This is a genomic window from Kitasatospora sp. NPDC040550 (assembly GCF_055594965.1).
Map to the genome: position 1 here is coordinate 1 of NZ_JBVIWC010000040.1, position 22,080 is coordinate 22,080.

21 protein-coding genes and 1 rRNA gene are annotated in these 22,080 nt (G+C 71.5%); 16 read left to right on the plus strand and 6 right to left on the minus strand.

The window, feature by feature from the left end; translation table 11 throughout:
- The 9 genes from rrf to pstB form a co-directional block, all read left to right on the plus strand.
- Window positions 1–76: ribosomal RNA gene (gene rrf, locus ACZ58X_RS36940) — 5S ribosomal RNA — on the plus strand; the annotation flags it as partial.
- Window positions 77–148: 72 nt separating this feature from the next.
- On the plus strand, window positions 149–1,159 hold the full coding sequence (mshD, locus tag ACZ58X_RS36945; protein WP_470337950.1) for a mycothiol synthase: 1,011 nt from the start codon (window positions 149–151) through the stop codon (window positions 1,157–1,159).
- Window positions 1,160–1,523: 364 nt separating this feature from the next.
- Window positions 1,524–3,701, plus strand: a complete 2,178-nt coding sequence (locus ACZ58X_RS36950; protein WP_470337951.1) for an RNA degradosome polyphosphate kinase — start codon at window positions 1,524–1,526, stop codon at window positions 3,699–3,701.
- Between the two features lie 121 nt (window positions 3,702–3,822).
- Window positions 3,823–4,911, plus strand: coding sequence for a CHAD domain-containing protein (locus ACZ58X_RS36955; protein WP_470337952.1), 1,089 nt, complete (start codon window positions 3,823–3,825; stop codon window positions 4,909–4,911).
- Window positions 4,912–4,987: 76 nt separating this feature from the next.
- Complete coding sequence (locus tag ACZ58X_RS36960; protein WP_470338000.1) at window positions 4,988–5,476, plus strand: NUDIX hydrolase; 489 nt, start codon at window positions 4,988–4,990, stop codon at window positions 5,474–5,476.
- 227 nt (window positions 5,477–5,703) lie between these two features.
- Window positions 5,704–6,837 (plus strand): phosphate ABC transporter substrate-binding protein PstS, encoded by a 1,134-nt coding sequence (pstS, locus tag ACZ58X_RS36965; protein WP_470337953.1) that lies wholly within the window; start codon window positions 5,704–5,706, stop codon window positions 6,835–6,837.
- Between the two features lie 150 nt (window positions 6,838–6,987).
- On the plus strand, window positions 6,988–7,965 hold the full coding sequence (pstC, locus tag ACZ58X_RS36970) for a phosphate ABC transporter permease subunit PstC (RefSeq protein WP_470337954.1): 978 nt from the start codon (window positions 6,988–6,990) through the stop codon (window positions 7,963–7,965).
- Window positions 7,962–9,035, plus strand: a complete 1,074-nt coding sequence (pstA, locus tag ACZ58X_RS36975) for a phosphate ABC transporter permease PstA (RefSeq protein WP_470337955.1) — start codon at window positions 7,962–7,964, stop codon at window positions 9,033–9,035. The genes pstC and pstA overlap by 4 nt, the downstream gene beginning before the upstream one ends.
- Window positions 9,036–9,076: 41 nt before the next feature.
- Window positions 9,077–9,853, plus strand: coding sequence for a phosphate ABC transporter ATP-binding protein PstB (pstB, locus tag ACZ58X_RS36980; RefSeq protein ID WP_360241598.1), 777 nt, complete (start codon window positions 9,077–9,079; stop codon window positions 9,851–9,853).
- 121 nt (window positions 9,854–9,974) lie between these two features.
- Here the strand turns inward: pstB and ACZ58X_RS36985 are convergent, their stop codons facing one another.
- Together ACZ58X_RS36985 and ACZ58X_RS36990 are read right to left on the minus strand one after the other, a co-directional pair.
- Window positions 9,975–10,970, minus strand: coding sequence for an inorganic phosphate transporter (locus ACZ58X_RS36985; RefSeq protein ID WP_470337956.1), 996 nt, complete (start codon window positions 10,968–10,970; stop codon window positions 9,975–9,977).
- Window positions 10,971–10,975: 5 nt separating this feature from the next.
- The gene (locus tag ACZ58X_RS36990) at window positions 10,976–11,596 is read right to left on the minus strand and encodes a DUF47 domain-containing protein (protein ID WP_063348282.1); all 621 of its coding nucleotides are present in this window, start codon (window positions 11,594–11,596) and stop codon (window positions 10,976–10,978) included.
- A gap of 357 nt (window positions 11,597–11,953) precedes the next feature.
- Here ACZ58X_RS36990 and ACZ58X_RS36995 point away from each other — a divergent pair, with 357 nt between their 5' ends.
- Window positions 11,954–12,325, plus strand: coding sequence for a metal-sensitive transcriptional regulator (locus ACZ58X_RS36995; protein WP_470337957.1), 372 nt, complete (start codon window positions 11,954–11,956; stop codon window positions 12,323–12,325).
- An 11-nt stretch (window positions 12,326–12,336) separates the two neighbouring features.
- Here ACZ58X_RS36995 and ACZ58X_RS37000 read toward each other — a convergent pair whose 3' ends face one another.
- Window positions 12,337–12,525, minus strand: coding sequence for a hypothetical protein (locus tag ACZ58X_RS37000; RefSeq protein WP_470337958.1), 189 nt, complete (start codon window positions 12,523–12,525; stop codon window positions 12,337–12,339).
- A 183-nt stretch (window positions 12,526–12,708) separates the two neighbouring features.
- Window positions 12,709–13,608 (minus strand): SCO4651 family lipoprotein, encoded by a 900-nt coding sequence (locus ACZ58X_RS37005; protein WP_470337959.1) that lies wholly within the window; start codon window positions 13,606–13,608, stop codon window positions 12,709–12,711.
- A gap of 177 nt (window positions 13,609–13,785) precedes the next feature.
- Between ACZ58X_RS37005 and ACZ58X_RS37010 the strand changes: the two genes are divergently transcribed.
- On the plus strand, window positions 13,786–13,980 hold the full coding sequence (locus ACZ58X_RS37010; RefSeq protein WP_470337960.1) for a hypothetical protein: 195 nt from the start codon (window positions 13,786–13,788) through the stop codon (window positions 13,978–13,980).
- 49 nt (window positions 13,981–14,029) lie between these two features.
- On the opposite strand, the gene ACZ58X_RS37015 is transcribed toward ACZ58X_RS37010, so the two are convergent.
- On the minus strand, window positions 14,030–14,752 hold the full coding sequence (locus ACZ58X_RS37015) for a phosphatase PAP2 family protein (protein ID WP_470337961.1): 723 nt from the start codon (window positions 14,750–14,752) through the stop codon (window positions 14,030–14,032).
- A gap of 179 nt (window positions 14,753–14,931) precedes the next feature.
- A complete protein-coding gene (locus ACZ58X_RS37020) occupies window positions 14,932–16,086 on the minus strand; it encodes a C40 family peptidase (RefSeq protein WP_470337962.1) in 1,155 nt (384 codons plus the stop codon).
- 248 nt (window positions 16,087–16,334) lie between these two features.
- On the opposite strand from ACZ58X_RS37020, the gene ACZ58X_RS37025 reads away from it, so the two are divergent.
- The 5 genes from ACZ58X_RS37025 (at window position 16,335) to ACZ58X_RS37045 (ending at window position 21,972) form a co-directional block, all read left to right on the plus strand.
- Window positions 16,335–16,685 (plus strand): hypothetical protein, encoded by a 351-nt coding sequence (locus ACZ58X_RS37025; protein WP_375888806.1) that lies wholly within the window; start codon window positions 16,335–16,337, stop codon window positions 16,683–16,685.
- Window positions 16,686–16,852: 167 nt separating this feature from the next.
- The gene (locus ACZ58X_RS37030; RefSeq protein WP_470337963.1) at window positions 16,853–17,668 is read left to right on the plus strand and encodes a hypothetical protein; all 816 of its coding nucleotides are present in this window, start codon (window positions 16,853–16,855) and stop codon (window positions 17,666–17,668) included.
- Window positions 17,658–18,959 carry a hypothetical protein gene (locus tag ACZ58X_RS37035; RefSeq protein WP_470337964.1) on the plus strand — a complete coding sequence of 434 codons (1,302 nt, stop codon included), beginning with the start codon at window positions 17,658–17,660 and terminating at the stop codon, window positions 18,957–18,959. The genes ACZ58X_RS37030 and ACZ58X_RS37035 overlap by 11 nt, the downstream gene beginning before the upstream one ends.
- A 7-nt stretch (window positions 18,960–18,966) precedes the next feature.
- A complete protein-coding gene (locus ACZ58X_RS37040; protein WP_470337965.1) occupies window positions 18,967–20,541 on the plus strand; it encodes an SCO6880 family protein in 1,575 nt (524 codons plus the stop codon).
- Window positions 20,542–20,622: 81 nt separating this feature from the next.
- A complete protein-coding gene (locus tag ACZ58X_RS37045; protein ID WP_470337966.1) occupies window positions 20,623–21,972 on the plus strand; it encodes an ATP-binding protein in 1,350 nt (449 codons plus the stop codon).
- Window positions 21,973–22,080: the final 108 nt, after the last annotated feature.

A 22,080-nucleotide genomic window follows, 5' to 3' on the forward strand; every position in this document is an offset into this window, starting at 1 on the left:
GAACCCGGAAGCTAAGCCTCACAGCGCCGATGGTACTGCAGGGGGGACCCTGTGGGAGAGTAGGACGCCGCCGAACAATCATTCAGAAAAGCCCCTGATCCCTTCGGATCAGGGGCTTTTCGCATTTCCGTTGACGTATTGTCAGGGCATGGACGATCAGACAGCGGTCATTGCGAACAACGTGCTCCGCCCCGAGCAGCGCGACGGCGCCCTGCGTGTTCTGGCGGAGGCCCAGGCGGTCGACGGCCGGGCCGCCGTCTCCGAGCAGGGCCGGCTGCGGCTGCGGAACGCCGAGACGCCCCGGCCGGGTGTCACCCACCTGATCCTGACCGAGACCGAGACCCAGACCGAGACCGAGGCCGCGAGCGCGACTGAGACCGCGACCGTGGTCGGCTACGGCCAGGTCGAGGTGCCGGAGGCCGCGACCGCGAACCCGGCCGCCGAGCTGGTGGTCGACCCGGCCGCCCGCGGCCGCGGCCTGGCCCGGCCGCTGGTGGACGCCGTCCTGGAGCAGGCCCACCTGGTCGGCCGGGACGCGGTGGACTTCTGGGTGCACGGCGGTCACCCGGCGGCCCGGCACCTGGCCGGGTCCTACGGTGCCGAGCTGGTCCGGGAGCTGCGGCAGATGCGCCGTGCCGGCGCGCAGACCGAGGCCGTGGCCGTGCCCGAGGGCATCGAGCTCCGCACCTTCCGCCCGGGCGAGGACGACGCCGAGTGGCTGCGGCTGAACGCCCTGGCCTTCGCCCACCACCCCGAGCAGGGCTCCTGGACGGAGCAGGACCTGGCGGAGCGGATCGCCGAGCCGTGGTTCGACCCGGCCGGCTTCTTCCTCGCGACCCGGGACGGCAAGGTCGTCGGTTTCCACTGGACCAAGGTGCACCCGGCCAGCGCCACCGAGCCGGAGCTCGGCGAGGTGTACGTCGTCGGGGTGGACCCGGCCGAGCAGGGCAGCGGCCTCGGCCGCGCGCTGACCGCCGCCGGCCTGCGTCACCTGACCGGGTCAGGGGCCGGCGAGCGTGGACTGGAGACGGTCCTTCTCTACGTCGACGCCGACAACCCGGCCGCCGTCCGGGTCTACGAGCGACTGGGATTCACCGTCCACGAGGTGGACCTCATGTACCGCGCCCGGTACCAGGCGGACCGGGCAGCCGCCCGCTAGACCCACGGCCGCCCCGGCACGGACCCCCGTACCGACCCACGGCCGGTCCCGCGCCGCAGCCCGCCCGGCGGTAACGGAGCGGTCGCGGGCGGGGTGCGGCGAGGCCCGCCGCCCCTTGCTCCGACCGACTCAGCTTTCCTCCTGGCCATGCGGTGTTTACCGTGGATTCAATTGCTGCCGCGAAGATCACAGGATGAAGTCCGTAGTGTCTCGCTCGTGCAGAGTCGACCGCCTTTCCCCGGCCGGTCCTGTACGGACCGCGCCCGGTGGGTGGGCGCTGTCCCCGGGGGCGACCCGGGGCGAGGACGACGGCCCGCAGAGCCATTCGCGTCCGGACGCCGTCCTGCTGGAGGAGCTGGAACCCATGAGCATCCCCCGCCCCGTCCCTGCCCCGCTGTCGCCCACGGCGCGGATGTCCAGTGCGCTGGGCGTCCCGCCGGAGCTGCCGGCCACGGACGAGCAGGAGTTCGAAGCACTGCCGCAGGGCCGCTTCCTGGACCGTGAGCGGAGCTGGCTCGCGTTCAACGAACGCGTCCTGGAGCTGGCCGAGGACCCGGGGATCCCGCTCCTGGAGCGGGCGAAGTTCCTGGCGATCTTCGCGAGCAACCTGGACGAGTTCTTCATGGTCCGGGTCGCCGGCCTCAAGCGCCGGATCGCCACCGGCGTGGCCCAGCGCAGCGCGTCCGGCCTCCAGCCGCGCGAGGTGCTGGACCTGATCTGGACCCGCTCGCGCGAGCTGATGGCCCGTCATGCCGCCGCCTTCCAGCAGGAGGTGCTGCCGGACCTCGCCGCCGAGGGCATCGAGGTGGTCCGCTGGCCGGAGCTGGCCGAGAAGGAGCAGGCCCGGCTGCACACCCTGTTCCGGCAGAAGATCTTCCCGGTGCTGACTCCGCTGGCGGTCGACCCGGCGCACCCCTTCCCCTACATATCGGGGCTGTCGCTCAACCTCGCCGTGGTGGTCCGCAACCCGGTGTCCGGCCACAAGCACTTCGCCCGGGTGAAGGTGCCGCAGTCGCTGGCCCGCTTCCTGGAGGCCTCGCCCCAGCGGTACGTCCCGCTGGAGGACGTGATGGGCGCGCACCTGGAGGAGCTCTTCCCGGGGATGGAGGTGCTGGCCCACCACGCCTTTCGGGTGACCCGCAACGAGGACCTGGAGGTGGAGGAGGACGACACCGAGAACATCCTCAAGGCCCTGGAGAAGGAGCTGATGCGGCGGCGCTTCGGCCCGCCGGTCCGGCTGGAGGTCGAGGAGTCGATCGACCCCTACATCCTGGACCTGCTGGTGCGGGAGCTGAACATCACCGAGGCGGAGGTCTTCCCGCTGCCCGGTCCGCTGGACCTGACCGGTCTGTTCGGCATCGCCGAGCTGGACCGGCCGGAGCTCAAGTACCCGAAGTTCGTGGCCGGTACGGCCCGCGGGCTGACCGACGTCGAGTCCGCCTCGCAGCCGGACATCTTCGCCGCGATGCGCGAGCGCGACGTGCTGCTGCACCACCCGTACGACAGCTTCTCCACCTCGGTGCAGGCCTTCCTGGAGCAGGCCGCCGCCGACCCGGACGTACTGGCGATCAAGCAGACCCTGTACCGCACCTCCGGCGACTCGCCGATCGTGGACGCGCTGATCGACGCCGCCGAGTCCGGCAAGCAGGTGCTGGTGCTGGTCGAGATCAAGGCGCGCTTCGACGAGCAGGCCAACATCAAGTGGGCGCGCAAGCTGGAGGAGGCCGGCTGTCACGTGGTCTACGGCCTGGTCGGGCTCAAGACCCACTGCAAGCTGTCGCTGGTGGTCCGCGAGGAGGGCGACACCCTGCGCCGCTACTCGCACGTCGGCACCGGCAACTACCACCCGAAGACCGCCCGGCTGTACGAGGACCTCGGCCTGCTCACCTCCGACCCGCAGGTCGGCGCGGACCTCTCGGACCTCTTCAACCGGCTGTCCGGCTACTCGCGCCGGGAGTCCTACCGCCGGCTGCTGACCGCCCCGCGCGGCCTGCGCGACGGGCTGGTCTCCCGGATCCACAACGAGATCGCCCACCACCGGGCCGGCCGGCCCGCGTACGTGAAGATCAAGGTCAACTCGATCGTCGACGAGGCCCTGATCGACGCGCTCTACCGGGCCTCGCAGGCCGGGGTGCCGGTGGACGTCTGGGTCCGCGGCATCTGCGCGGTCCGTCCGGGGGTGCCGGGGCTGAGCGAGAACATCCGGGTGCGCAGCATCCTGGGGCGCTTCCTGGAGCACTCCCGGATCTTCGTGTTCGGCAACAACGGCGATCCCGAGGTGTGGATCGGCAGCGCCGACATGATGCACCGCAACCTGGACCGCCGGATCGAGGCGCTGATGAGGATCACCGATCCGGCGCACCGGGCCGAGTTGTCCGGGCTGATCGACCTCGGGGTGTCGGACGAGACCGAGTCCTGGCACCTGGGCCCGGACGGTGCCTGGGAACGCCGTTCGCAGGACGCCGAGGGTACGCCGCTGCGGCACGTCCAGGACCTGCTCATCGATTCGCGCCAGCGCCGCCGGGCCGCCACCTCGCGCTGACGCGTCCACTGATGCGAGCCGCCGGAGCAGTCGGGGCCCCCGGGGCCCCGGGGGGAGCTGCTCCGGCGGTCGGCCACCAGCCCCGGGGAAGGGCCCCGGGGGAACGGGGATCTACCACGCCATGACCGAAGCGCCGATGACGGCCCAGGCGGCCTCCACAGCGACCGCCGGGGACATCCTTTCCCGCCAACTCACGGCCCAGGCGGGCGCGTTCCTGCGCGCCCTGCCGCTCGCGGTGGGCGAGGTCGGCGCCAGACCGGGGTCGGCCGCGGCCGTTCCGGCGAGCGGCACCGCCGACCTGCTGCGGGCCGTGCGGCGGATCGGCGGGCTGCTGCACACCTTCGGGGCCGTGTTCGAGCAGTCCTGGGCGCAGGAGTCGCGCACCGAACTGCGCTGGCTGCTCAACCTGTTGGCGCTGGAGCCCGGTTACGTCCGCCGCTCGGCCCGGCTGCTGGGCGCGGTGGACTCGCTGAGCGGCACCGACCCGGGGGGGACGGGCATGCTGGCCGGGCACGCGGGCGCCCCGAAGGCGCGGGCGCTGCTGGACCGGCAGCTGACCCTGGCCCGGACCAGGGCGCACTCCACGGTGCTCCAGGAGCTCCGCTCGGCCCGGCTGCACGCGCTGGCGGACCGGATGACCCTGCTGGTCGGCGAGGCGCCGCTGCTGGAGGCGGCCGGCGGCCGGGCGTCGGCGGTGCTGCGGCCGCAGGCGGCGGCCGCGTTCACCGCGCTGTCGGCGAGCGCCCAGCAGCTGCCGCTCCAGCGGGCCGCGACCCCGTACGGCGGGGACGGGCTGCGCCGGCTGGGCGCGGTGCCGGCGGCGCGCGGGGTGGCGGACGCGGACGCCGCGCTGGCGGCCGACGACGCGCCCTGGTCGCGGCTGCGGATCCTGGTGAAGCGGGCCCGGTACGCGCTGGAGGTGTGTGCCCGGCCGTCCGCCGAGCTGGACGAGCTGGACGCGGTGCTGGCCCGGCACCAGGAGGCCGCGGACGCCGCGGTGACCGCCGCGACCGCGGCGCGCACCCCGCGGATCACCCCCGCGACCGCCTATGTGCTGGGCGTGGTGCATGCTGATCAACGACTGGAGGTCGAGGCGGCGCGGTACGCCTTCGGCCGCCGGTGGCCCGAGCTCCCGCCGTCCCCGGACGGCTGGCTGGAGCTCCCCCCTGCCGAGGGCTGGGGGCATTCCCCCGCACCACGGACGGCTTGAATTGCACGATCGCCTGAGCACCGGGCGGGCAGCGGACCCGGCCGCGAACCCGGCAGCGGCCCGCGCCGCGCGCCCGGTGGCCGCCGCCCCGGCCCGGGGCCCGGTGGTCCTGGCGGCGGGCGCGGTGCTCTGGCTGCCCGGCCGGCCGAAGCCCAGCGGTCGGCTGGGGCGGCCGCGGATCGCGGTGATCCACCGTCCGAAGTACGACGACTGGAGCCTGCCGAAGGGCAAGCTCGACCCGGGCGAGGGCGTGGTCGAGGCGGCGCTGCGCGAGGTGCGGGAGGAGACGGGCTTCGCCTGCCTGCTCGGTCCGGAGCTGCCCGCCCAGCACTACCTGGCGCAGGGCCGTCCGAAGGAGGTCCGGTACTGGGCCGCGGTGCCGACCGCCGGGGCCTTCCGGCCGAACCGCGAGGTGGACCGCCTGGACTGGCTGCCCGCGGGCAAGGCCCGGGCGCGGCTGACCCACGACCGCGACCGGTTGCTGGTGGACGCGCTGCTGGTGATCCTGGGTGCGAAGCCCGTACGGAGGGGCGGGTCGGCACCGGGAGAGGAACGGTGGAAGTGATCTCCCCGCGCCCGCGCCGTGACGCAACCGTTACTACGTGACGTAGTTTCCTGTCATCCGTTCGAGGTTCACTTCCCGTTCACTTGCGACCGGCTGTCGTGTCACTTACCCGGCCTAACTTCGGGACTACCGGCGGGCCGAACGGGCCCCGGACCACAGCAAAACCCATGCTCAGCCGTACTCCTGCGGCCTGCGCAGCGGGCAATGCCACAGAAAGGGACACCCCTGTGAAGCTCCAGCGGAACGGCCGCTCCAAGGCCCTCGCCATCGGTGCCATGGCGCTCGTCAGCTCGCTGTCGCTCGCCGCCTGCGGGTCGGACAACAACAACAACACGGCGTCCAGCGGTTCCAGCGGCTCCTCCGCGGCCGGTGCCGCGATCAACTGTGGCAAGGCCGGCACGCTCCTGGGCGCCGGTTCGACCGCGCAGGCCCCGGCGATCGACGTGTGGAAGACCAACTTCGGCGCCGCCTGCTCCGGCACCACGATCAACTACAGCGGCGGCGGCTCCGGTGCCGGCGTCCAGCAGTTCACCCAGGGCAAGGTCGCCTTCGCCGGCACCGACTTCGCCCTCAAGCCCGCCGACGTCGACGCCTCCAAGGCCGTCTGCACCGGCGGCAAGGCGATCGACCTGCCGATGGTGGCCGGCCTGGTCTCGCTGGTCTACAACATCGAGGGCGTCGACAACCTGGTCCTGGACGGCCCGACCGCCGCCAAGATCTTCGACTCGCAGATCACCAAGTGGAACGACCCGGCCATCGTCGCCCTGAACCCGAGCGCCAAGCTGCCGGACGCCGAGATCCAGAGCTTCCACCGCTCCGACGACTCCGGCACCACCTTCAACCTGACCTCCTACTTCGCCAAGACCGGTGGCGGCGCCTGGAGCGCCGACCCGAACAAGGCGTGGAAGGGCAAGGGCGGCCAGTCCGCGAACGGCAGCGCCGGTGTCTCGGCCCAGATCAAGCAGGTCAAGAACTCGATCGGCTACGCCGAGCTGTCCTACGCCCAGACCAACAACCTGAAGAGCGCCCAGATCGCCACCGGTGCCGCCAAGCCGGTCGAGGCGACCGCCGCCAACGCCGCGCTCACCATCGCCTCCTCCACGGTCACGGGCACCGACGGCGACCTCGCCCTCTCCCTGGACTACGGCACCAAGGCCGACAACGCCTACCCGATCGTCCTGGTGACCTACGAGATCGCCTGCGACAAGGGCAACAAGGCCGAGACGCTGGACACCCTCAAGTCCTTCCTGAACTACACCATCAGCGACGCCGCCCAGAAGTCGATCGGCGACAAGGGCTACGTCCCGATGCCGGCCGCGATCGGCGACAAGGTGAAGGCCGCGGTCGGCACCCTCGCCTGACCCGACAGGACCCCCGGTGGGACGGCCCCGTGAGCGAGGGGGGCCGGGGCCGTCCCGCCGGAACGCACCAACCCAGCACCAACGTCCGGGGCACCGCCGCCATGGTGCCGACCCCCTACCGGGGCGGCGCCACCAGACCGGAGTACACCAATGACTTCATCCTCCCCTGCCGCCCCGCGAGGCAGGGAACGCCGACAGCGCGACAGCCGCGTCGGCGACAAGATCTTCATGAACCTCGCCCGCGGCGCGGGCATCCTGCTGCTGGTCATCATGGCCGCGATCGCCGGCTTCCTGGCCTGGCGCTCGGTCGTGGCCCTCGGCAACAACGACGGCAACTTCCTCACCACCTTCGAGTGGACGCCGGACGCCCCGAAGCCGGTCTTCGGCATCGCCGTCCTGGCCTTCGGCACCATCGTCAGCGCCGTCATCGCGATGGCGATCGCCGTCCCGGTGGCCATCGGGATCGCGCTGTTCATCTCGCACTACGCGCCGCGCCGGATCGCCCAGCCGTTCGCCTACCTGGTCGACCTGCTCGCCGCCGTCCCCAGCATCGTCTACGGCCTCTGGGGCGCGCTGTTCCTCGTCCCGCACATGGACGGGCTGACCAGCTGGCTCAACCAGTACCTGGGCTGGACGTACATCTTCGACCAGACCAGGACCGGCACCCCGCGCAACCTGTTCACCGTCGGCATCCTGCTGGCGATCATGATCCTGCCGATCATCACCGCGGTCTCCCGCGAGGTGTTCCGCCAGGTGCCGCGGATGCACGAGGAGGCGGCGCTCGCCCTCGGCGCGACCCGCTGGGAGATGATCCGCACCGCGGTGCTGCCGTTCGGCCGCCCCGGCATCATCTCGGCCTCGATGCTCGGCCTCGGCCGGGCGCTCGGCGAGACCATCGCGGTCGCGGTGGTGCTCTCCGCCAACAGCATCCTGTCGCTGCACATCCTGGACGCCGGCGGCGGCACCTTCGCGCAGAACATCGCGCTGAAGTTCGCCGAGGCCGGCAACAACGGTCGCGACGCCCTGATGGCCTCCGGCCTCGTCCTGTTCGTGATCACCCTGCTGGTGAACGGTGCCGCGCGACTGATCATCGCCCGCCGCAAGGAGTACTCGGGGGCCAACGCATGACCACCGTCACCGTCCCCGAGGACGCCCGGCCGCAGGTCGGCCCGAAGCTCACCGCCAACCGGCTGCCCAAGTGGACCCCGCCCGTCGTCGCCGTCGGCTCGATCGCGGTCGGCTGCGGGATCGGCGCCGCCGCCGGCCTGGAGAGCCACCTCCAGTGGGGCCTGCTCTCCGCCCTGCTGTTCCTGGCCGGCAGCTACCTGATCTCGGCCCAGGTCGAGGGCCGCCGACAGGCCAAGGACCGCCTCGCCACCTCGGTGGTCTGGGTCGCCTTCATCCTGGCCGTCGTCCCGCTGGCCTCGCTGACCGTCTACACGATCCAGCAGGGCATCGGCGTGGTGAACGGGAACTTCCTGAGCCACTCGATGAAGGGCGTGATCCAGAGCGGCCCCGGCGGCGGCATCTACCACGCGCTGCTCGGCACCCTCCAGCAGGTCGGCCTGGCCACCCTGATGGCCGCCCCGCTCGGCCTGCTGACCGCCGTCTACCTGGTGGAGTACGGCCGCGGCCGGCTCGCCAAGGCGGTCACCTTCTTCGTCGACGTCATGACGGGCGTCCCGTCGATCGTCGCCGGTCTGTTCATCCTCTCGCTCTGGAACCTCGCCCTGGGGTTCAGCTACTCCGGCTTCTCGGGCAGCCTCGCGCTGGCGATCCTGATGATCCCGGTCGTGGTCCGGTCGACCGAGGAGATGCTCAAGCTCGTCCCGAACGAGCTGCGCGAGGCCTCGTACGCCCTCGGCGTGCCGAAGTGGAAGACCATCCTGCGGATCGTCATCCCCACCGCGATCGGTGGCATCACCACCGGTGTGATGCTCGCGGTCGCCCGCATCACCGGCGAGACCGCCCCGGTGATGATGCTGGTGTTCGGCGCCGACTACATCAACAGCAACCCGTTCGACGGACCGCAGCAGTCCCTGCCGATGTACATCTGGCAGCAGTACTCGGTGGTCAACAACGACTTCGGCTACGCCCGCGCCTGGGGCGCCGCGCTGGTGCTGATCGCCTTCGTGATGGGGCTCAACCTCATCGCCCGGGGCATCGCACGCTGGCGCTCGCCCAAGGCCGGACACTGAGCGACCACTGACGTACGAAGAAGACGAGAGAAGCAACGATCATGGCCAAGCGCATCGACGTCAGCGGACTGTCGGCCTACTACGGCACCACCAAGGCCATCGAGGACATCTCGATGAGCATCGAGCCCCGCTCGGTGACCGCCTTCATCGGCCCCTCCGGCTGCGGCAAGTCCACCTTCCTGCGGACCCTCAACCGGATGCACGAGGTGATCCCCGGCGCCCGGGTCGAGGGCAAGGTCCTCCTGGACGACGAGAACCTGTACGCCTCCAACGTCGACCCGGTCGCCGTGCGCCGCTCGATCGGCATGGTCTTCCAGCGCCCGAACCCGTTCCCGACCATGTCGATCTACGACAACGTGGTCGCCGGGCTCAAGCTCGCCGGCGTGAAGAAGAAGGCCGTCCTGGACGAGGTGGTGGAGCGCTCGTTGAAGGGCGCCAACCTCTGGAAGGAGGTCCACACCCGCCTGAACAAGCCGGGCGCCGGCCTCTCCGGCGGTCAGCAGCAGCGCCTGTGCATCGCCCGCGCGATCGCGGTCGAGCCGCAGGTCCTGCTGATGGACGAGCCCTGCTCCGCGCTCGACCCGATCTCCACCCTCGCCATCGAGGACCTGATCGGCGAGTTGAAGTCGCAGTTCACCATCGTCATCGTGACCCACAACATGCAGCAGGCGGCCCGCGTCAGCGACCGCACCGCCTTCTTCAACCTGGCCGGCGTCGGCCAGCCGGGCAAGCTGATCGAGCTGGACGACACCCAGCGGATCTTCTCCAACCCGTCGGTGCAGGCGACCGAGGACTACATCTCCGGCCGCTTCGGCTAGACCGACCCCAGCTGTCCCGTGGTGCTGCATGGCGGTGCCGCCGCGGGGCATGAAGAAGGGCCCGCCCCCGAGATGTGGGGGCGGGCCCTGTCAGTTGCCGGCCGGGGCGGACCGTCGGTGATCAGCCCCAGAAGAGGTGGACGAACCAGTACATCAGCGCTGCGACGACGGCGGCCGCCGGCATCGTGATGAACCAGCCGAGCACGATGTTCTTGGCGACGCCCCAGCGCACCGCGCGGATCCGCTTGGTGGCCCCCGCGCCCATGATCGCCGCGGTGATCACGTGGGTGGTGGAGATCGGCGCCTTGAAGACGAACGACGTGATGTACATGATCACCGAGGAGGTGGCCTCGGCCGCGAAGCCCTGCGGCGGGTCCAGCTCGATGATCTTGCGGCCGAGGGTCCGCATGATCCGCCAACCGCCCGCGTAGGTGCCCAGCGAGAGCATGGTCGCGCAGGAGATCTTCACCCAGACCGGGATGTCACCGGTGGTCTGGTGGCCGGAGATGGTGAGCGCCATGACCACGATGCCCATGGTCTTCTGGGCGTCCTGCAGACCGTGGGCCAGCGCCATCGCGGCGGCCGAGGCGGTCTGGGCGACCCGGAAGTTGCGCTTGGCCTTGTGCGGGTTGGCCCGGCGGAAGATCCACAGGATCGCCAGCATCACGATGAAGCCGCCGACCAGGCCGACCACCGGCGAGACGATCATCGGGACGACGATCTTGTCGATCACGCCGCTCCAGATCACCTCGGTGCCGCCGGCCAGGGCCGCACCCACCAGGCCGCCGAACAGCGCGTGCGAGGAGGAGGACGGCAGACCGAAGTACCAGGTGACCAGGTTCCAGGCGATCGCCCCGACCAGGGCCGCGAACAGGATCGCCATCCCCTGGTTGCCGCTGGGGGTCTCGATGATCCCGCTGGAGACGGTGTGCGCCACCCCGCTGCCCAGGAAGGCACCGGCCAGGTTCATCACGGCGGCCATCGCGAGCGCGGCCTTCGGGGTCAGCGCCCGGGTGGAGACCGACGTGGCGATCGCGTTCGCCGAGTCGTGGAAGCCGTTGGTGTACGTGAAGAAGAACGCAACGCCGATGACGGCGATGAGTGCAGCCATGTCCACGAGGGTCAGGACTCCTTGACGGCGATGGTCTCCACCGTGTTGGCGACGTGCTCGAACGCGTCCGCCGCCTCCTCAAGGACGTCCACGACCTGCTTGAGCTTGAGGACCTCGATGGCGTCGTACTGACCGGAGAACAGGTGGGCGAGCAGCTTGCGGTGGATCTGGTCGGCCTGGTTCTCCAGCCGGTTGACCTCGATCCAGTACTCGGTCAGGTTCGACATGCTGCGCAGGTTCGGCATCGCCTCGGCGGTGAGCTCCGCGGCGCGCGCCAGCACCTCGATCTGCTGCTCGATGCCCTTCGGCAGGGTCTGGATGTCGTAGAGGACGACCAGGTCGACGGCCTCCTCCATGAAGTCCATGATGTCGTCCAGCGACGAGGCGAGGTTGTAGATGTCCTCGCGGTCGAAGGGCGTGATGAAGGACGAGTTCAGCTGGTGGAAGACGGCATGGGTGGTGTCGTCCCCGGCGTGCTCGGCGGCGCGCATGCGCTCGACGATCTCCGCGCGGGCCGACACGTCTGATCCCAGCAGTTCCAGCAGGAGCTTCGAACCGACGACGAGGTTCTCCGCGGCGGCAGAGAACATGTCGTAGAAGCTCGTCTCCTTCGGGGTCAGGCTAAAACGCACGGAAATCTCCGATGTGCGGGGTACGGACTGAACGATGCTAGGTGCAACCGAGCGCGATCGCGCAAACGGGGTGGTGACCGAGGAGGCGGAGCCTCCCCTTCCGTTCGGCTGTCGCACCGGCTGTCCGGACCGCACCGCCAGGTGCGGACGCAAGGACTCAGTCTGACGGAACCTCGACGCGTTTGCCCCGTCCCGCGTGCGGAAGCCCGGGGCGCCGCTCAGACGGGTTAACCCCGCCGCGACCCCCACCAGGCCGTTCGGCACATGCCGGGTGGGCCGTCGGAACACCACGCGGGGCCCCGGTGTTGGACACTGGAGGCCGACGCAGCCACCAGGCACTCAGACGAAGGCGGGCCGATGACCACGACGCAAGCGCGCACCGAGCCGGACCACGCGCCCGGGACCGGGGCCGCCACCCCCGCCGCCGCGGGCCACGGCGGACACGGCCCGCACGGCTACAGCGCGCAGAAGGACGCCCACCTCAAGCGGCTGCGCCGGATCGAGGGCCAGATCCGCGGCCTCCAGCGGATGGTGGACGAGGACGTCTACTGCATCGACGTGCTCACCCAGGTCTCGGCCAGCACCAAGGCCCTGCAGTCCTTCGCGCTCTCCCTGCTGGAGGAGCACCTGCGGCACTGCGTCGCCGCGGCCGCCGAACAGGGCGGGGTCGAGCTGGACGCCAAGGTGGCGGAGGCCTCGGCCGCGATCGGCCGCCTGCTGCGCAGCTGACCCCGGGGCCTTCAGCCCTCGCCCTCCCGCTCGGCCCGGACCGGGTCCACCCGGTCCAGCAGCACCTCATCGATCCGCTCGGTCGGCAGCCGGTCACCGGCGCTGGCCGTCGCGGCGATCATCAGCTCGCCGGCCAGCTCGATCTCGTCGAGGGCCGCGTCGTCGTGGCCGCCGCTGCGGCCGCCCGTGGACGACACCACCTGCACCACCCCTTCAGTGCCTCGCCAGCCCGGGCGGCAGCCACCCGACGTCCAGCCTAGGCACTCCGGGGCCCGTCCACATGGCACGGACGGGCCATCTCGGCGCCGCCGAAACGGGTGGCCGTCGCTCCCCGGACGGCCACCCGCTCCGGCGGCGCCCCGTTCCGCCCCGACGCCGGGGCGCTACTTCGGGCTCTCCGTCGGCTTCATCTGGTAGATGTCCGAGGCCGGCGGCTCGGCCGCCTCGACCGGCTTGCCGAAGTCCGACAGCGAGGTGGTCGAGGTGACCTTCACCTGGTCCTTGGCCTCCTTCGAACCGGCCACCCCGGCGAAGGTGAACACCTCCACCACCTTGTGCAGCCGCCCCTGGTCGTCCAGCCAGGCGTCGTACGGGACCTCCTTGACGGTGAAGGTCTGCCCGCCCATCCGCAGACCGTCCCCGCCCCGGCCGCCGGTGGCGTCGGCCGCCTTGGCCAGGTCCAGGGTGCCGCGGTAGTGGTGCAGCGGGGCGCCGTCCACCGTCTCGGTGCCGACCAGGTCGGCCTTCTGCACCCCGCGCAGCGCCCCCGCCGCCGTGGCCGGGTCGGTGGCGCCGCTGCTGACCAGGTTGCCGTCCGGCAGCTGCCGCACGTCCAGCTTCACCCACTTGCCCTCGGGCACCTTGGCACCGCTGTTCTGCAGGTAGACGGTGCCCGGCAGGACCACCTCGACGATCTTCCCGGTGGTCGCCGCCCCCGGCGGCACCTGGACCTCCAGCCGGCCGATCCGCTTCACGTAGTCGTAGCCGCCGGTGCCGGAGAAGGACGCCTTCTTGTCCGCGGACTCCGTGACCAGCTCGGTGGCCGCGTGCGCGGAACCGGTGCGCCCGGTGATGTCCGCCGCGTTGCGTACCGCCGCCACCGGGTCGGTGGCCAGCTGGTCGGGGGCGTTCGACTGCTGGTCGGAGGAGCCGCCACCGGAGTGGGCCGAGCACCCGGCCGCCCCCGCGGCCAGCGCCGCGGCGAGCACGGCGGCGCCGGCCGCCGAGCGCAGGCGCGGCCCCGGACGGCGCGCCGGCCGCCCGGTTCGCTGCTGGTCGGTCATCTTCATCCTCGCGACAACCCCCTCGGGACCGACTGCCCCGCCGACTGCGGCACCGGCTGGGGCGCCGGGAGGGCAGAGCTCTTTCCGGGCAAACGAGTTGGCTCGCGAAGGGTTACGGGTCCGGCGGGAACCGGCGGCTGTCGCGTGCGGGTCGCCCGGCGCGTTACGGTGAATCCCGTGCACAGTGAGCTGCCGGTCGCCCCCGGCACCACCCCGATGCCCGAGCACCGCGTCGCGCTCAGCGAACGCGGTTCCTTCGCCTTCGCGACCTGCAGCTGCGGCTGGTACTCCGCCGCCCGCCGCTCCCGGGACCTGGCCCGCCGCGAGGGGGCCGACCACCTCGCCGAGCACGGAGCCGACGCGTCGGCCTAGCCGGGGTCCGGCCCGTGCGGCCCGTGCGGCTCGGCGCCTCGGGCGGCCCTCAGGCCGCGAGGTCGGACTCGGGCGGCTGCTCCTCCCGGCGCACCGCTCCCCGCCCGCGGCGCCGGCCGCGCCGCTCGGCGCTCCGCCCGGCGGCGGCGCCGCGCTCCGGCGCCCGGACCAGCGGGGCCACCGCCGTCCGGGTCAGCGCGTGGCAGAACGGGACCAGCACCGCCATCGCGATCGGCGCCAGCAGCAGCACCACCGCGACGGCCAGCGCGAAGCCGCCGATCACGTCCGTCGGGTAGTGGACGCCCATGAACATCCGGCAGAAGCCCTGCAGCAGGGCCAGCCCCCCGGCGATCCAGCCCAGCCTCCGGTTCACCAGGAACAGCGACACCGCCACGGCCATCGTCATGGTCGAGTGGTCGCTGACGAAGGAGTGGGTGCCGGCCTTGCCGTCCACCAGCACCAGCAGCCCCGAGTGGTCGACGAAGGGCCTCGGCCGGTCCACGATCGCGGCGATCGGCAGGTTGGCCAGCTCGGCGACGGCCACCGAGAGCGGCACCCAGAGCAGCCCGGCGATCGCCACCGGCGCGTCCGGCCGGCGTCTGGCCTGCAGCCAGCCCACCAGTCCGAGCAGCGCGAGGCCGATCAGGATGCCGTACTCGCCGATCCACGACACCGCGTGGTCCAGCCACTGCGGGGAGCGCTTGGCCAGGCCGTTGACGGCGTAGAGCAGACCGAGGTCGGGGTTGGTCGTGTCGGCAAGCGGCGTCGACACGCCGCACCTCCTTCTGGTCCGCTGCACCTGTTCGATCCCGCCGGGGCCCGCCCGGCGCGCGAAGCTGACGAGGGACCACCGGACCCAACGTCATCGCCGGGACCCAGCGTTCCACGGAAACGCGCGGTTATGGAAACTTGACTCAGCGTCCACAGGCCGCACACAGATCGGTGGACGACTCAGCCGCTCCCACCGGTTCCGGCGGCCCCGTTGACCCGCCCCGCGGCCGTCGGGGCGGGCGGTGCGGCAGCCGCGGGCCGGCTGCTGGGGGCGGTCGGGGCCGGCGCCGTCGTGCCCGGGCGGCTCGGGGCGTTGACCGCGCCGTTTCCGCCGCCGCCACGGGTCGGCAGCGCCTGGGCGCCGTCCGAGGTGACCCGGGTCGCCCCGATGTACTCCCGGGTGTCGATCTTGTCGTAGCGGATCACCGCCCCGGTGTGCGGCGCGTTGAGCATGTAGCCGCCGCCGACGTAGATCCCGACGTGGTGGATGGTGCGCGGGTCGCCCAGGTCCGTCGCGAAGAACACCAGGTCCCCCGGCCGCAACTGATCGCGCGACGGGTGCGGACCGGCGTACCACTGGTCGTTGGCCACCCGGGGCAGCTCGATCCCCACGGTCTCGAACGCGGCCTTGGTGAGCCCGGAACAGTCGAACTGCCCGTTCTGCGAGGCCAGCCCCTCGCCGCCCCACAGGTACGGCGTGCCGAGCTTGGTCTGCGCGAAGTAGATCGCGGCCGCCGACTGCGCGGACACCTCCACCGGCGCGGTCGGCGCGGCGAAGCTCCGGGCCATCGCCTGGATGTTCCGCACGTACCCCTGGGTCTCCCTGTACGGCGGGACGCCCCGGTTCGACGTCACCGCGTACGGGCCGGCGTTGTAGGCGGCCAGCATGTTGGCCTGCGGATCGCCCGGCACGCCGGCCACGTCCTTGGCGAGCGCGCAGTCGTAGACCGCCGCGGTGGCGATCGCGTCGTACGGGTTCCAGACGTCCTTCCTGCCGTCCCCGTCACCGTCCGTGGCGTACATCGGCCAGGTGCCCGGCATGAACTGCGCCATTCCCTGCGCCCCGACGCCGGATTGGGCCCTGGGGTCGAAACCGCTTTCCTGGTACAGCTGCGCCGCGAGCATCGGCGGGGAGATCTCCGGGCAGAGCGAACCCCACTTCTGGATCCCGTCCTGGTAGGCCGCCGGAACGGTGCCGGGGGAGAGGGCGGAACGATTCGCCGCCAGCTGCGGCGTCCCGCCCGCCGCATACGTCCCCATCGTCACCAGACCGAGGAACCCGAACGCGACAACTCCCGCCGCAGCGGCGGCCGTACCGGCCTTCCGGAGTACCATCAGCACCATCCCGACGAATCGTCAGTCGAAGTGTCCCGGAAGGCGTTGCTCACCGCAATCATCAGAGATACAAAGAGTGAGCGCTATCCTTCGTACGGTGGACATCCTCGCGTACGTGTCCGATGCCTCACGACCAATCCGCGAGAAGTAGCCAAGTCGACATCAGATCTGGCCAAGAATAGGCACCGACCCTTCGCGCGGGCGGGGTCCGGGCCCTTGAATTTGCCTGATCGGGCGGTGAGATGGAAATGAACCTGAGCAGCGTGCACACCTATGCGGTCGGCCACCTGGCCGAGGACCCTCCCAAGAAGCCGAATATCGACACCATCATCGGCGGGATCGCCCCGGACTGGGGCCCCTTCGCCAGCCTCGGGTCGGAGGCCCGGGTGATGGTCGAGGTCATCATGGCCGTCGCCATCCTCGTCTGCCTCGGCCTCGCGGTGTGGGGTGCGGCCAAACAGCGGATCGGCGCGACCGCGATGCGGGACAGCTTCGGCGCCGAACAGGGCAAGGGGCTGATCATCGCCGGGCTGACCGGCGTGTTCATCATTGGATCACTCGGCACTCTGTTCACCATTGTCTACGGCATGGCTATCTGACGATCGGACAGCAGTGACCCGGCCCGCCTGAGGACAGGTTCCCGCCCGGACCTCCCCAGTGGGCCGACCCGCCAGGAGTCCACCCCCCGTTCCCACCCCCCGTCCGCGCCCGCCCCCGGACGGAGGGCCCCCGGAGCCGCCCGGCTCCCCGCACCAGGAGGGCCGCCGTGCCGTTGTCCGACGACCAGCCGCACACCCGTACGCGGCTGCCGGTCGACGAACAGCCCTCCGCACCGCCGACCTCCCGTCAGTCCAGGCCGCTGAGAACCCTGCTGACCGTCCTGGTCGTCGTCACCCTGCTCGTCGTCGCCATCTCCGTCGCCAACCGCGGCAAACCGGACCCCGGCAGCGGCGGCAGCTCCGCCGACCGGGCGGCCCCCAGCGCCGGCTCCGGCGCCGGCCCCGCCCCCAGCGGCGACCAGCCCGTCGGCACCACCGTCAACGGCATCGCCTCCGGCTACCCGCACAGCGACCAGGGCGCCCAGTCCGCCGCCGCCAACTACGCGGTGGCGATCGGCTCCGCGGACATGTTCCGCGCCGACAGCCGCCACACCATCGTCGCCACCATCGCCGACCCGGGCGCCGCCGCGGCCCTGCAGACCCGGCTGGACCAGGGCTTCGGCGGCGACACCGTCGCCCGCTACGGCCTCGACGCCCAGGGCCGCGCGCCCAAGGGCCTCACCTTCGTCAGCCGCACCGTCCCCGTCGGCACCAAGTCGACGGCCTACGCCGACCAGGACGCCAAGGTCGAGGTGTGGTGCACCGGCCTCACCGGCCTCGCCGGCGAACGCTCCGTCCAACCGGTGACCGCCAACTGGTTCACCCTCACGCTCTCGCTCCACTGGACGGGGAGCGACTGGAAGCTGACCGACTTCACCAGCAGGCAGGGCCCCGCGCCGATGCCCGGAGACCAGCAGGCCGCCACCGCCGAGGAGATCACCGGCGCCGTCCAGCAGTTCGGGGGGTTCCGCTATGCCCGTTGACCAGAGCACACGCCGAACGACCGCACGTCGTACGACCGCGCGCAGAGCGGGGACGCTGGCCGGCGTCCTCGCCGCCGTGCAGTTGACGGCGATGCTGGCGGCCCAGCGGGTGTTCGCCGAGCCGTCGCCGTCGCCGACACCAACCGGGACGCAGAACCCCAACTGCCCCGATCTGCCGATCTCCGGAAGCGGCATCCTCTGCGTGGACAAGCCCGGTGCCCTCCCTGGGAGCGGCGCCGTCAACAACGTGACCGATCCGCTCGGGTCGCTCGCCAAGGGGTGTGCCCAGGCGGCGGCGTGGGTGGTGCGGAACCTGTCGGGGGCGATCGACGGGACGACGTCGGTGGACTTCACCAACCAGTCGTTCCTGCAGCAGTACGCCGTGGTGTTCGCCGTGTCGACGGTGATCACGCTGGTGCTGTGGCTGCTGGCGGTGACCAAGCGGGCGGTGCGCGGGGCGTCGTTGACGACGGCGATCTCGGAGGCGATCGGCTTCCTGTGGCTGACGGTGGTGGCCTCCGCGTTCACGCCGCTGATCCTGTTCACCGTGGTGAGCGTGACGGACGGGCTGACGAAGGCGATCGCGGTCGGGACGAAGTCGGACACCGGGACGTACCTGGGCGGGTTCGCCGACACCCTGGAGAAGGGGAACGTCGGCGGGGGCCCGCTGATCCTGGTGCTGGTGTCGTTGGTCGCGGTGCTGGCGGCGGCGGTGCTCTGGATCGAGCTGGTGATCCGGGCGGCGATGCTCTACGTGGGAGCGCTGCTGGGGACGGCGGTGTACGCGGGACTGGTGGACCGGCAGTTGTGGAAGCACGTCCGCCGGTGGGCCGGGATGATGCTGGCGGTGGATCTGGCGAAGCCGATCATCGTGATCATCCTGGGGCTGGCGGGCGCGGTGGCGACCGGTGCCGGGGCCAACGACGACTTCGCCCGGGTGCTGTCCGGGCTGGCGATCCTGTTCCTGTCGATCTTCGCGAGTGCCGCGGTGTACCGCTTCGTCCCGACCTTCGGCGACGAGATGCTGAACATGCGCGGGGCCCGGGCCAGTGCGGTGCAGGCGGGCTCGGCGATGATCAACGGGACCGCGAACCTGATGAAGCAGGGCATCTCCACCCACGGCGACCGCGGTCCGCAGGGGGCCGGGGGCGGCGGGGGTGCGGGCGGGGGCTCGGTAGCGCCCGGCATCGCCGCGCACGCCGGCCGGACGCCGGCCCCGCCGCCGCAGGCCGGGCCGCCGCCGCAGGCCTCGGTTCCGAACCGCGACAGCAATCCAGCGAAGGGAGGGTGACGGGTAAGTGAGCAGCGAACCGCTCGGCCAGTACGGGGCCCAGTACGCCCAGCCGTACGTGCACCAGCGCCGCACCTACCTGATCGGCAAGGCCCGCCCGAACGCGGTGATCGGCCGCAACCGGGAGTCCGGGGAGATCCTGCTGATCATCTTCGGGGCGTTCCTCGGGATGCTCTGGGGTCTGCTGATGCCGGTCCTGGCGCTGCGGATCGCCGGCTTGATCGGTCTGCCGCTGCTGGCCATCGCGGCGGTGTACGTGCCGTACCGCAAGCGGACGTTCTACCGGTGGGTGGAGATCAACCGCACCTACCGCCGGACGGTCCGCAGCGGGCGGGGGCTGTGGCGTTCGGACGCGATGGACGCGGGCACCCGGATGGACGGCCGGGAGGTGGAGGTCGGTCCGCCGCCCGGGGTGGGGCGGCTGCGCTGGCTGACCGCGCCGTTCGGGCCGGACGAGGTCGGGGTGCTGATGCACCTGGAGCGGCGGACGGTGACGGCCGCGATCGAGATCGAGGGCCCGGGCGTCGGGCTGCGCGACTCGGAGGACCAGGAGGCGCTGGTCGACCGGTTCGGGACGCTGTTGAAGCACGTCGCCAACGGGGACGGCTTCGTGACCCGGCTGCAGATCCTGGCCCGCACGCTGCCGGCCGACCCGGACGCCCACGCCAAGGACGTCGAGCGCCGTGGCGACCACGACGCGCCGCGCTGGCTGCAGGACTCGTACGACCAGTTGCAGTCGATGGTGTCGACCTCCTCGGAGCAGCACCGGGCGTACCTGGTGGCCTGCATGCACTACACCCGGGACCTGGCCGCCGAGGCGCACGCGATGGGCCGCACCGCGACCGGCGGGCGGGCCCGGGACGACGAGGGGCTGGCGGCCGTGATGGCCCGCGAGCTGACCGACATCTGCGCCCGGCTGGCGGAGGCGGACATCCGGGTGCGCCAGCCGCTGGGCCAGGCCCGGCTGTCCTCGCTGCTGCACTCGATGTACGACCCGGACCACCCGATCGACCACATCCAGGCGATGTCCCGGCGCAACGCCTGGCCGGCCGAGCTGGACGCGACCCACCCGCAGTACCTGACGGCGAAGACCCGGGAGTCGGCGACCCGGGAGCCGTGGTGCCACGCCACCGCCTGGGTCAAGGAGTGGCCGCTCACCCCGGTGGGCGTCAACTTCCTGGCGCCGCTGCTGGTGCACACCCCGGACGTGATCCGGACGGTGGCGGTGACGATGGACCTGGAGCCCACCGACGTCGCGATCGAGCGGATGCTGACCGAGAAGACCAACGACGAGGCGGAGGCCAGCCGCGCGGCCAAGATGAACCGCACGGTGGACCCGCGCGACCTGGCCCACACGGGCCGGGTGGACCAGCGCGGTGACGACCTGGCCTCCGGCGCGGCCGGGGTGAACCTGGTCGGCTACATCACGGTCTCCTCGCGCAACCCCGAGGCGCTGGCCCGCGACAAGCGGACCATCCGGGCCTCGGCCGGCAAGAGCTACCTCAAGCTGGAGTGGTGCGACCGGGAGCACCACCGGGCCTTCGTCAACACCCTGCCGTTCGCCACCGGCATCCGCCGCTGACCCCCGCGCCGGTCCTCCGGGACCGGGCCCGTCCACACCCACCGCGCCCGAACACCCCTAGTCGGCACCAGGAGGCCACCCATGGCGATCGGCAACCTCACCGACGCGTTCACCAGCCTGATGTTCGGCAAGGTGGAGACCACCCGGCTGCCGGTGCGCACCTCCACCGGCCAGGCGCAGGCGGTCTACCTGCCCACCGCCGCACCGGGGTTGGGCGACTCGGGCGTGATCATCGGGCGCGAGGTGTACAGCGGCAAGGGGTACGTCTACGACCCCTTCCAGCTGTACGGGCAGCAGCTGCCGGCCCCGCACTGGCTGGTGCTGGGGGAGTCCGGCAACGGCAAGTCGGCGCTGGAGAAGACGTACGTGCTGCGGCAGTTGAGGTTCCGTGACCGGCAGGTCGTGGTGCTGGACGCGCAGGGCGAGGACGGCGTCGGCGAGTGGAACCTGATCGCCAACGCGCTGGGCATAAAGTCGATTCGGCTGGACCCGATGGCGGCCCGGGACGGCGGGGTGAAGCTCAACCCGCTGGATCCGGCGATCACCCAGACCGGCCAGCTGTCGCTGCTGCGCACCATCGTCGAGGTGGCGATGGGGCGCGGGCTGGAGGAGCGGGCGGGCTTCGCGTTGAAGGCGGCGCACGCCCATGTGGTCGCCTCGGTGACGGACCGCCAGCCGGTGCTGGACGACATCATCGACACGCTGCGCAGCCCCGAGCTGTCCTCGGTGGAGTCGCTGGGCGTGGCGGTGGACGAGGTGCAGTCCTGGGGCCTGGACGTGGCGCTGGTGCTGGACCGGCTGGTCGACGGTGACCTGCGCGGCATGTTCGACGGCCCGACCACCGACGGCATCGACCTGGACGCGCCGCTGATCGTCTTCGACCTGTCGCACATCGACCGCAACTCGATCGCGATGCCGATCCTGATGGCGATCGTCGGGGTGTGGCTGGAGCACACCTGGATCCGGCCGGACCGGAAGAAGCGTATCTTCCTGGTCGAGGAGGCCTGGCACATCATCAACAGCCCGTTCGTGGCACAGCTGTTCCAGCGGCTGTTGAAGTTCGGCCGCCGGCTCGGGCTCTCCTTCGTGGCGGTGGTGCACCACCTGTCGGACGTGGTGGACGGCGCGGCGGCCAAGGAGGCGTCGGCGATCCTGAAGATGGCCTCCACCCGGACGATCTACATGCAGAAGGCCGAGGAGGCGCGGGCCACCGGCCGGGTGCTGGGCCTGCCGCGCTGGGCGGTGGAGATCATCCCGACCCTGTCGCCGGGCATCGCGGTCTGGGACGTCAACGGCAACGTGCAGGTGGTGAAGCACATCATCACCGACACCGAGCGGCCGCTGGTGTACACCGACCGCGCGATGACCGAGGACGCGGTGGCCGAACGGGTGCGGGCCGAGCGGCAGTTGGCGTCCGAGCCGGGGGTCTGAGCGGCCGGCCCGGCACGGGCCGGGGGATCGTCCGCAGGCGGTCCGTCCCGGCCTGACGGCGGTGGTTCGTCAGCAGGTAATCCTCTCGTTACGTTCGACATCCTGACA

Coding starts and splice junctions, on each gene's coding strand:
- ACZ58X_RS37035 (WP_470337964.1), top strand. CDS start 17,658: ATGCCCGTTGACCAGAGCACACGCCGAACGACCGCACGTCGTACGACC.
- mshD (WP_470337950.1), top strand. CDS start 149: ATGGACGATCAGACAGCGGTCATTGCGAACAACGTGCTCCGCCCCGAG.
- ACZ58X_RS36955 (WP_470337952.1), top strand. CDS start 3,823: ATGACCGAAGCGCCGATGACGGCCCAGGCGGCCTCCACAGCGACCGCC.
- pstA (WP_470337955.1), top strand. CDS start 7,962: ATGACCACCGTCACCGTCCCCGAGGACGCCCGGCCGCAGGTCGGCCCG.
- ACZ58X_RS37025 (WP_375888806.1), top strand. CDS start 16,335: ATGAACCTGAGCAGCGTGCACACCTATGCGGTCGGCCACCTGGCCGAG.
- ACZ58X_RS36950 (WP_470337951.1), top strand. CDS start 1,524: ATGAGCATCCCCCGCCCCGTCCCTGCCCCGCTGTCGCCCACGGCGCGG.
- ACZ58X_RS37005 (WP_470337959.1), bottom strand. CDS start 13,608: ATGACCGACCAGCAGCGAACCGGGCGGCCGGCGCGCCGTCCGGGGCCG.
- ACZ58X_RS37045 (WP_470337966.1), top strand. CDS start 20,623: ATGGCGATCGGCAACCTCACCGACGCGTTCACCAGCCTGATGTTCGGC.
- ACZ58X_RS37020 (WP_470337962.1), bottom strand. CDS start 16,086: ATGGTACTCCGGAAGGCCGGTACGGCCGCCGCTGCGGCGGGAGTTGTC.
- ACZ58X_RS36995 (WP_470337957.1), top strand. CDS start 11,954: ATGACCACGACGCAAGCGCGCACCGAGCCGGACCACGCGCCCGGGACC.
- pstB (WP_360241598.1), top strand. CDS start 9,077: ATGGCCAAGCGCATCGACGTCAGCGGACTGTCGGCCTACTACGGCACC.
- pstC (WP_470337954.1), top strand. CDS start 6,988: ATGACTTCATCCTCCCCTGCCGCCCCGCGAGGCAGGGAACGCCGACAG.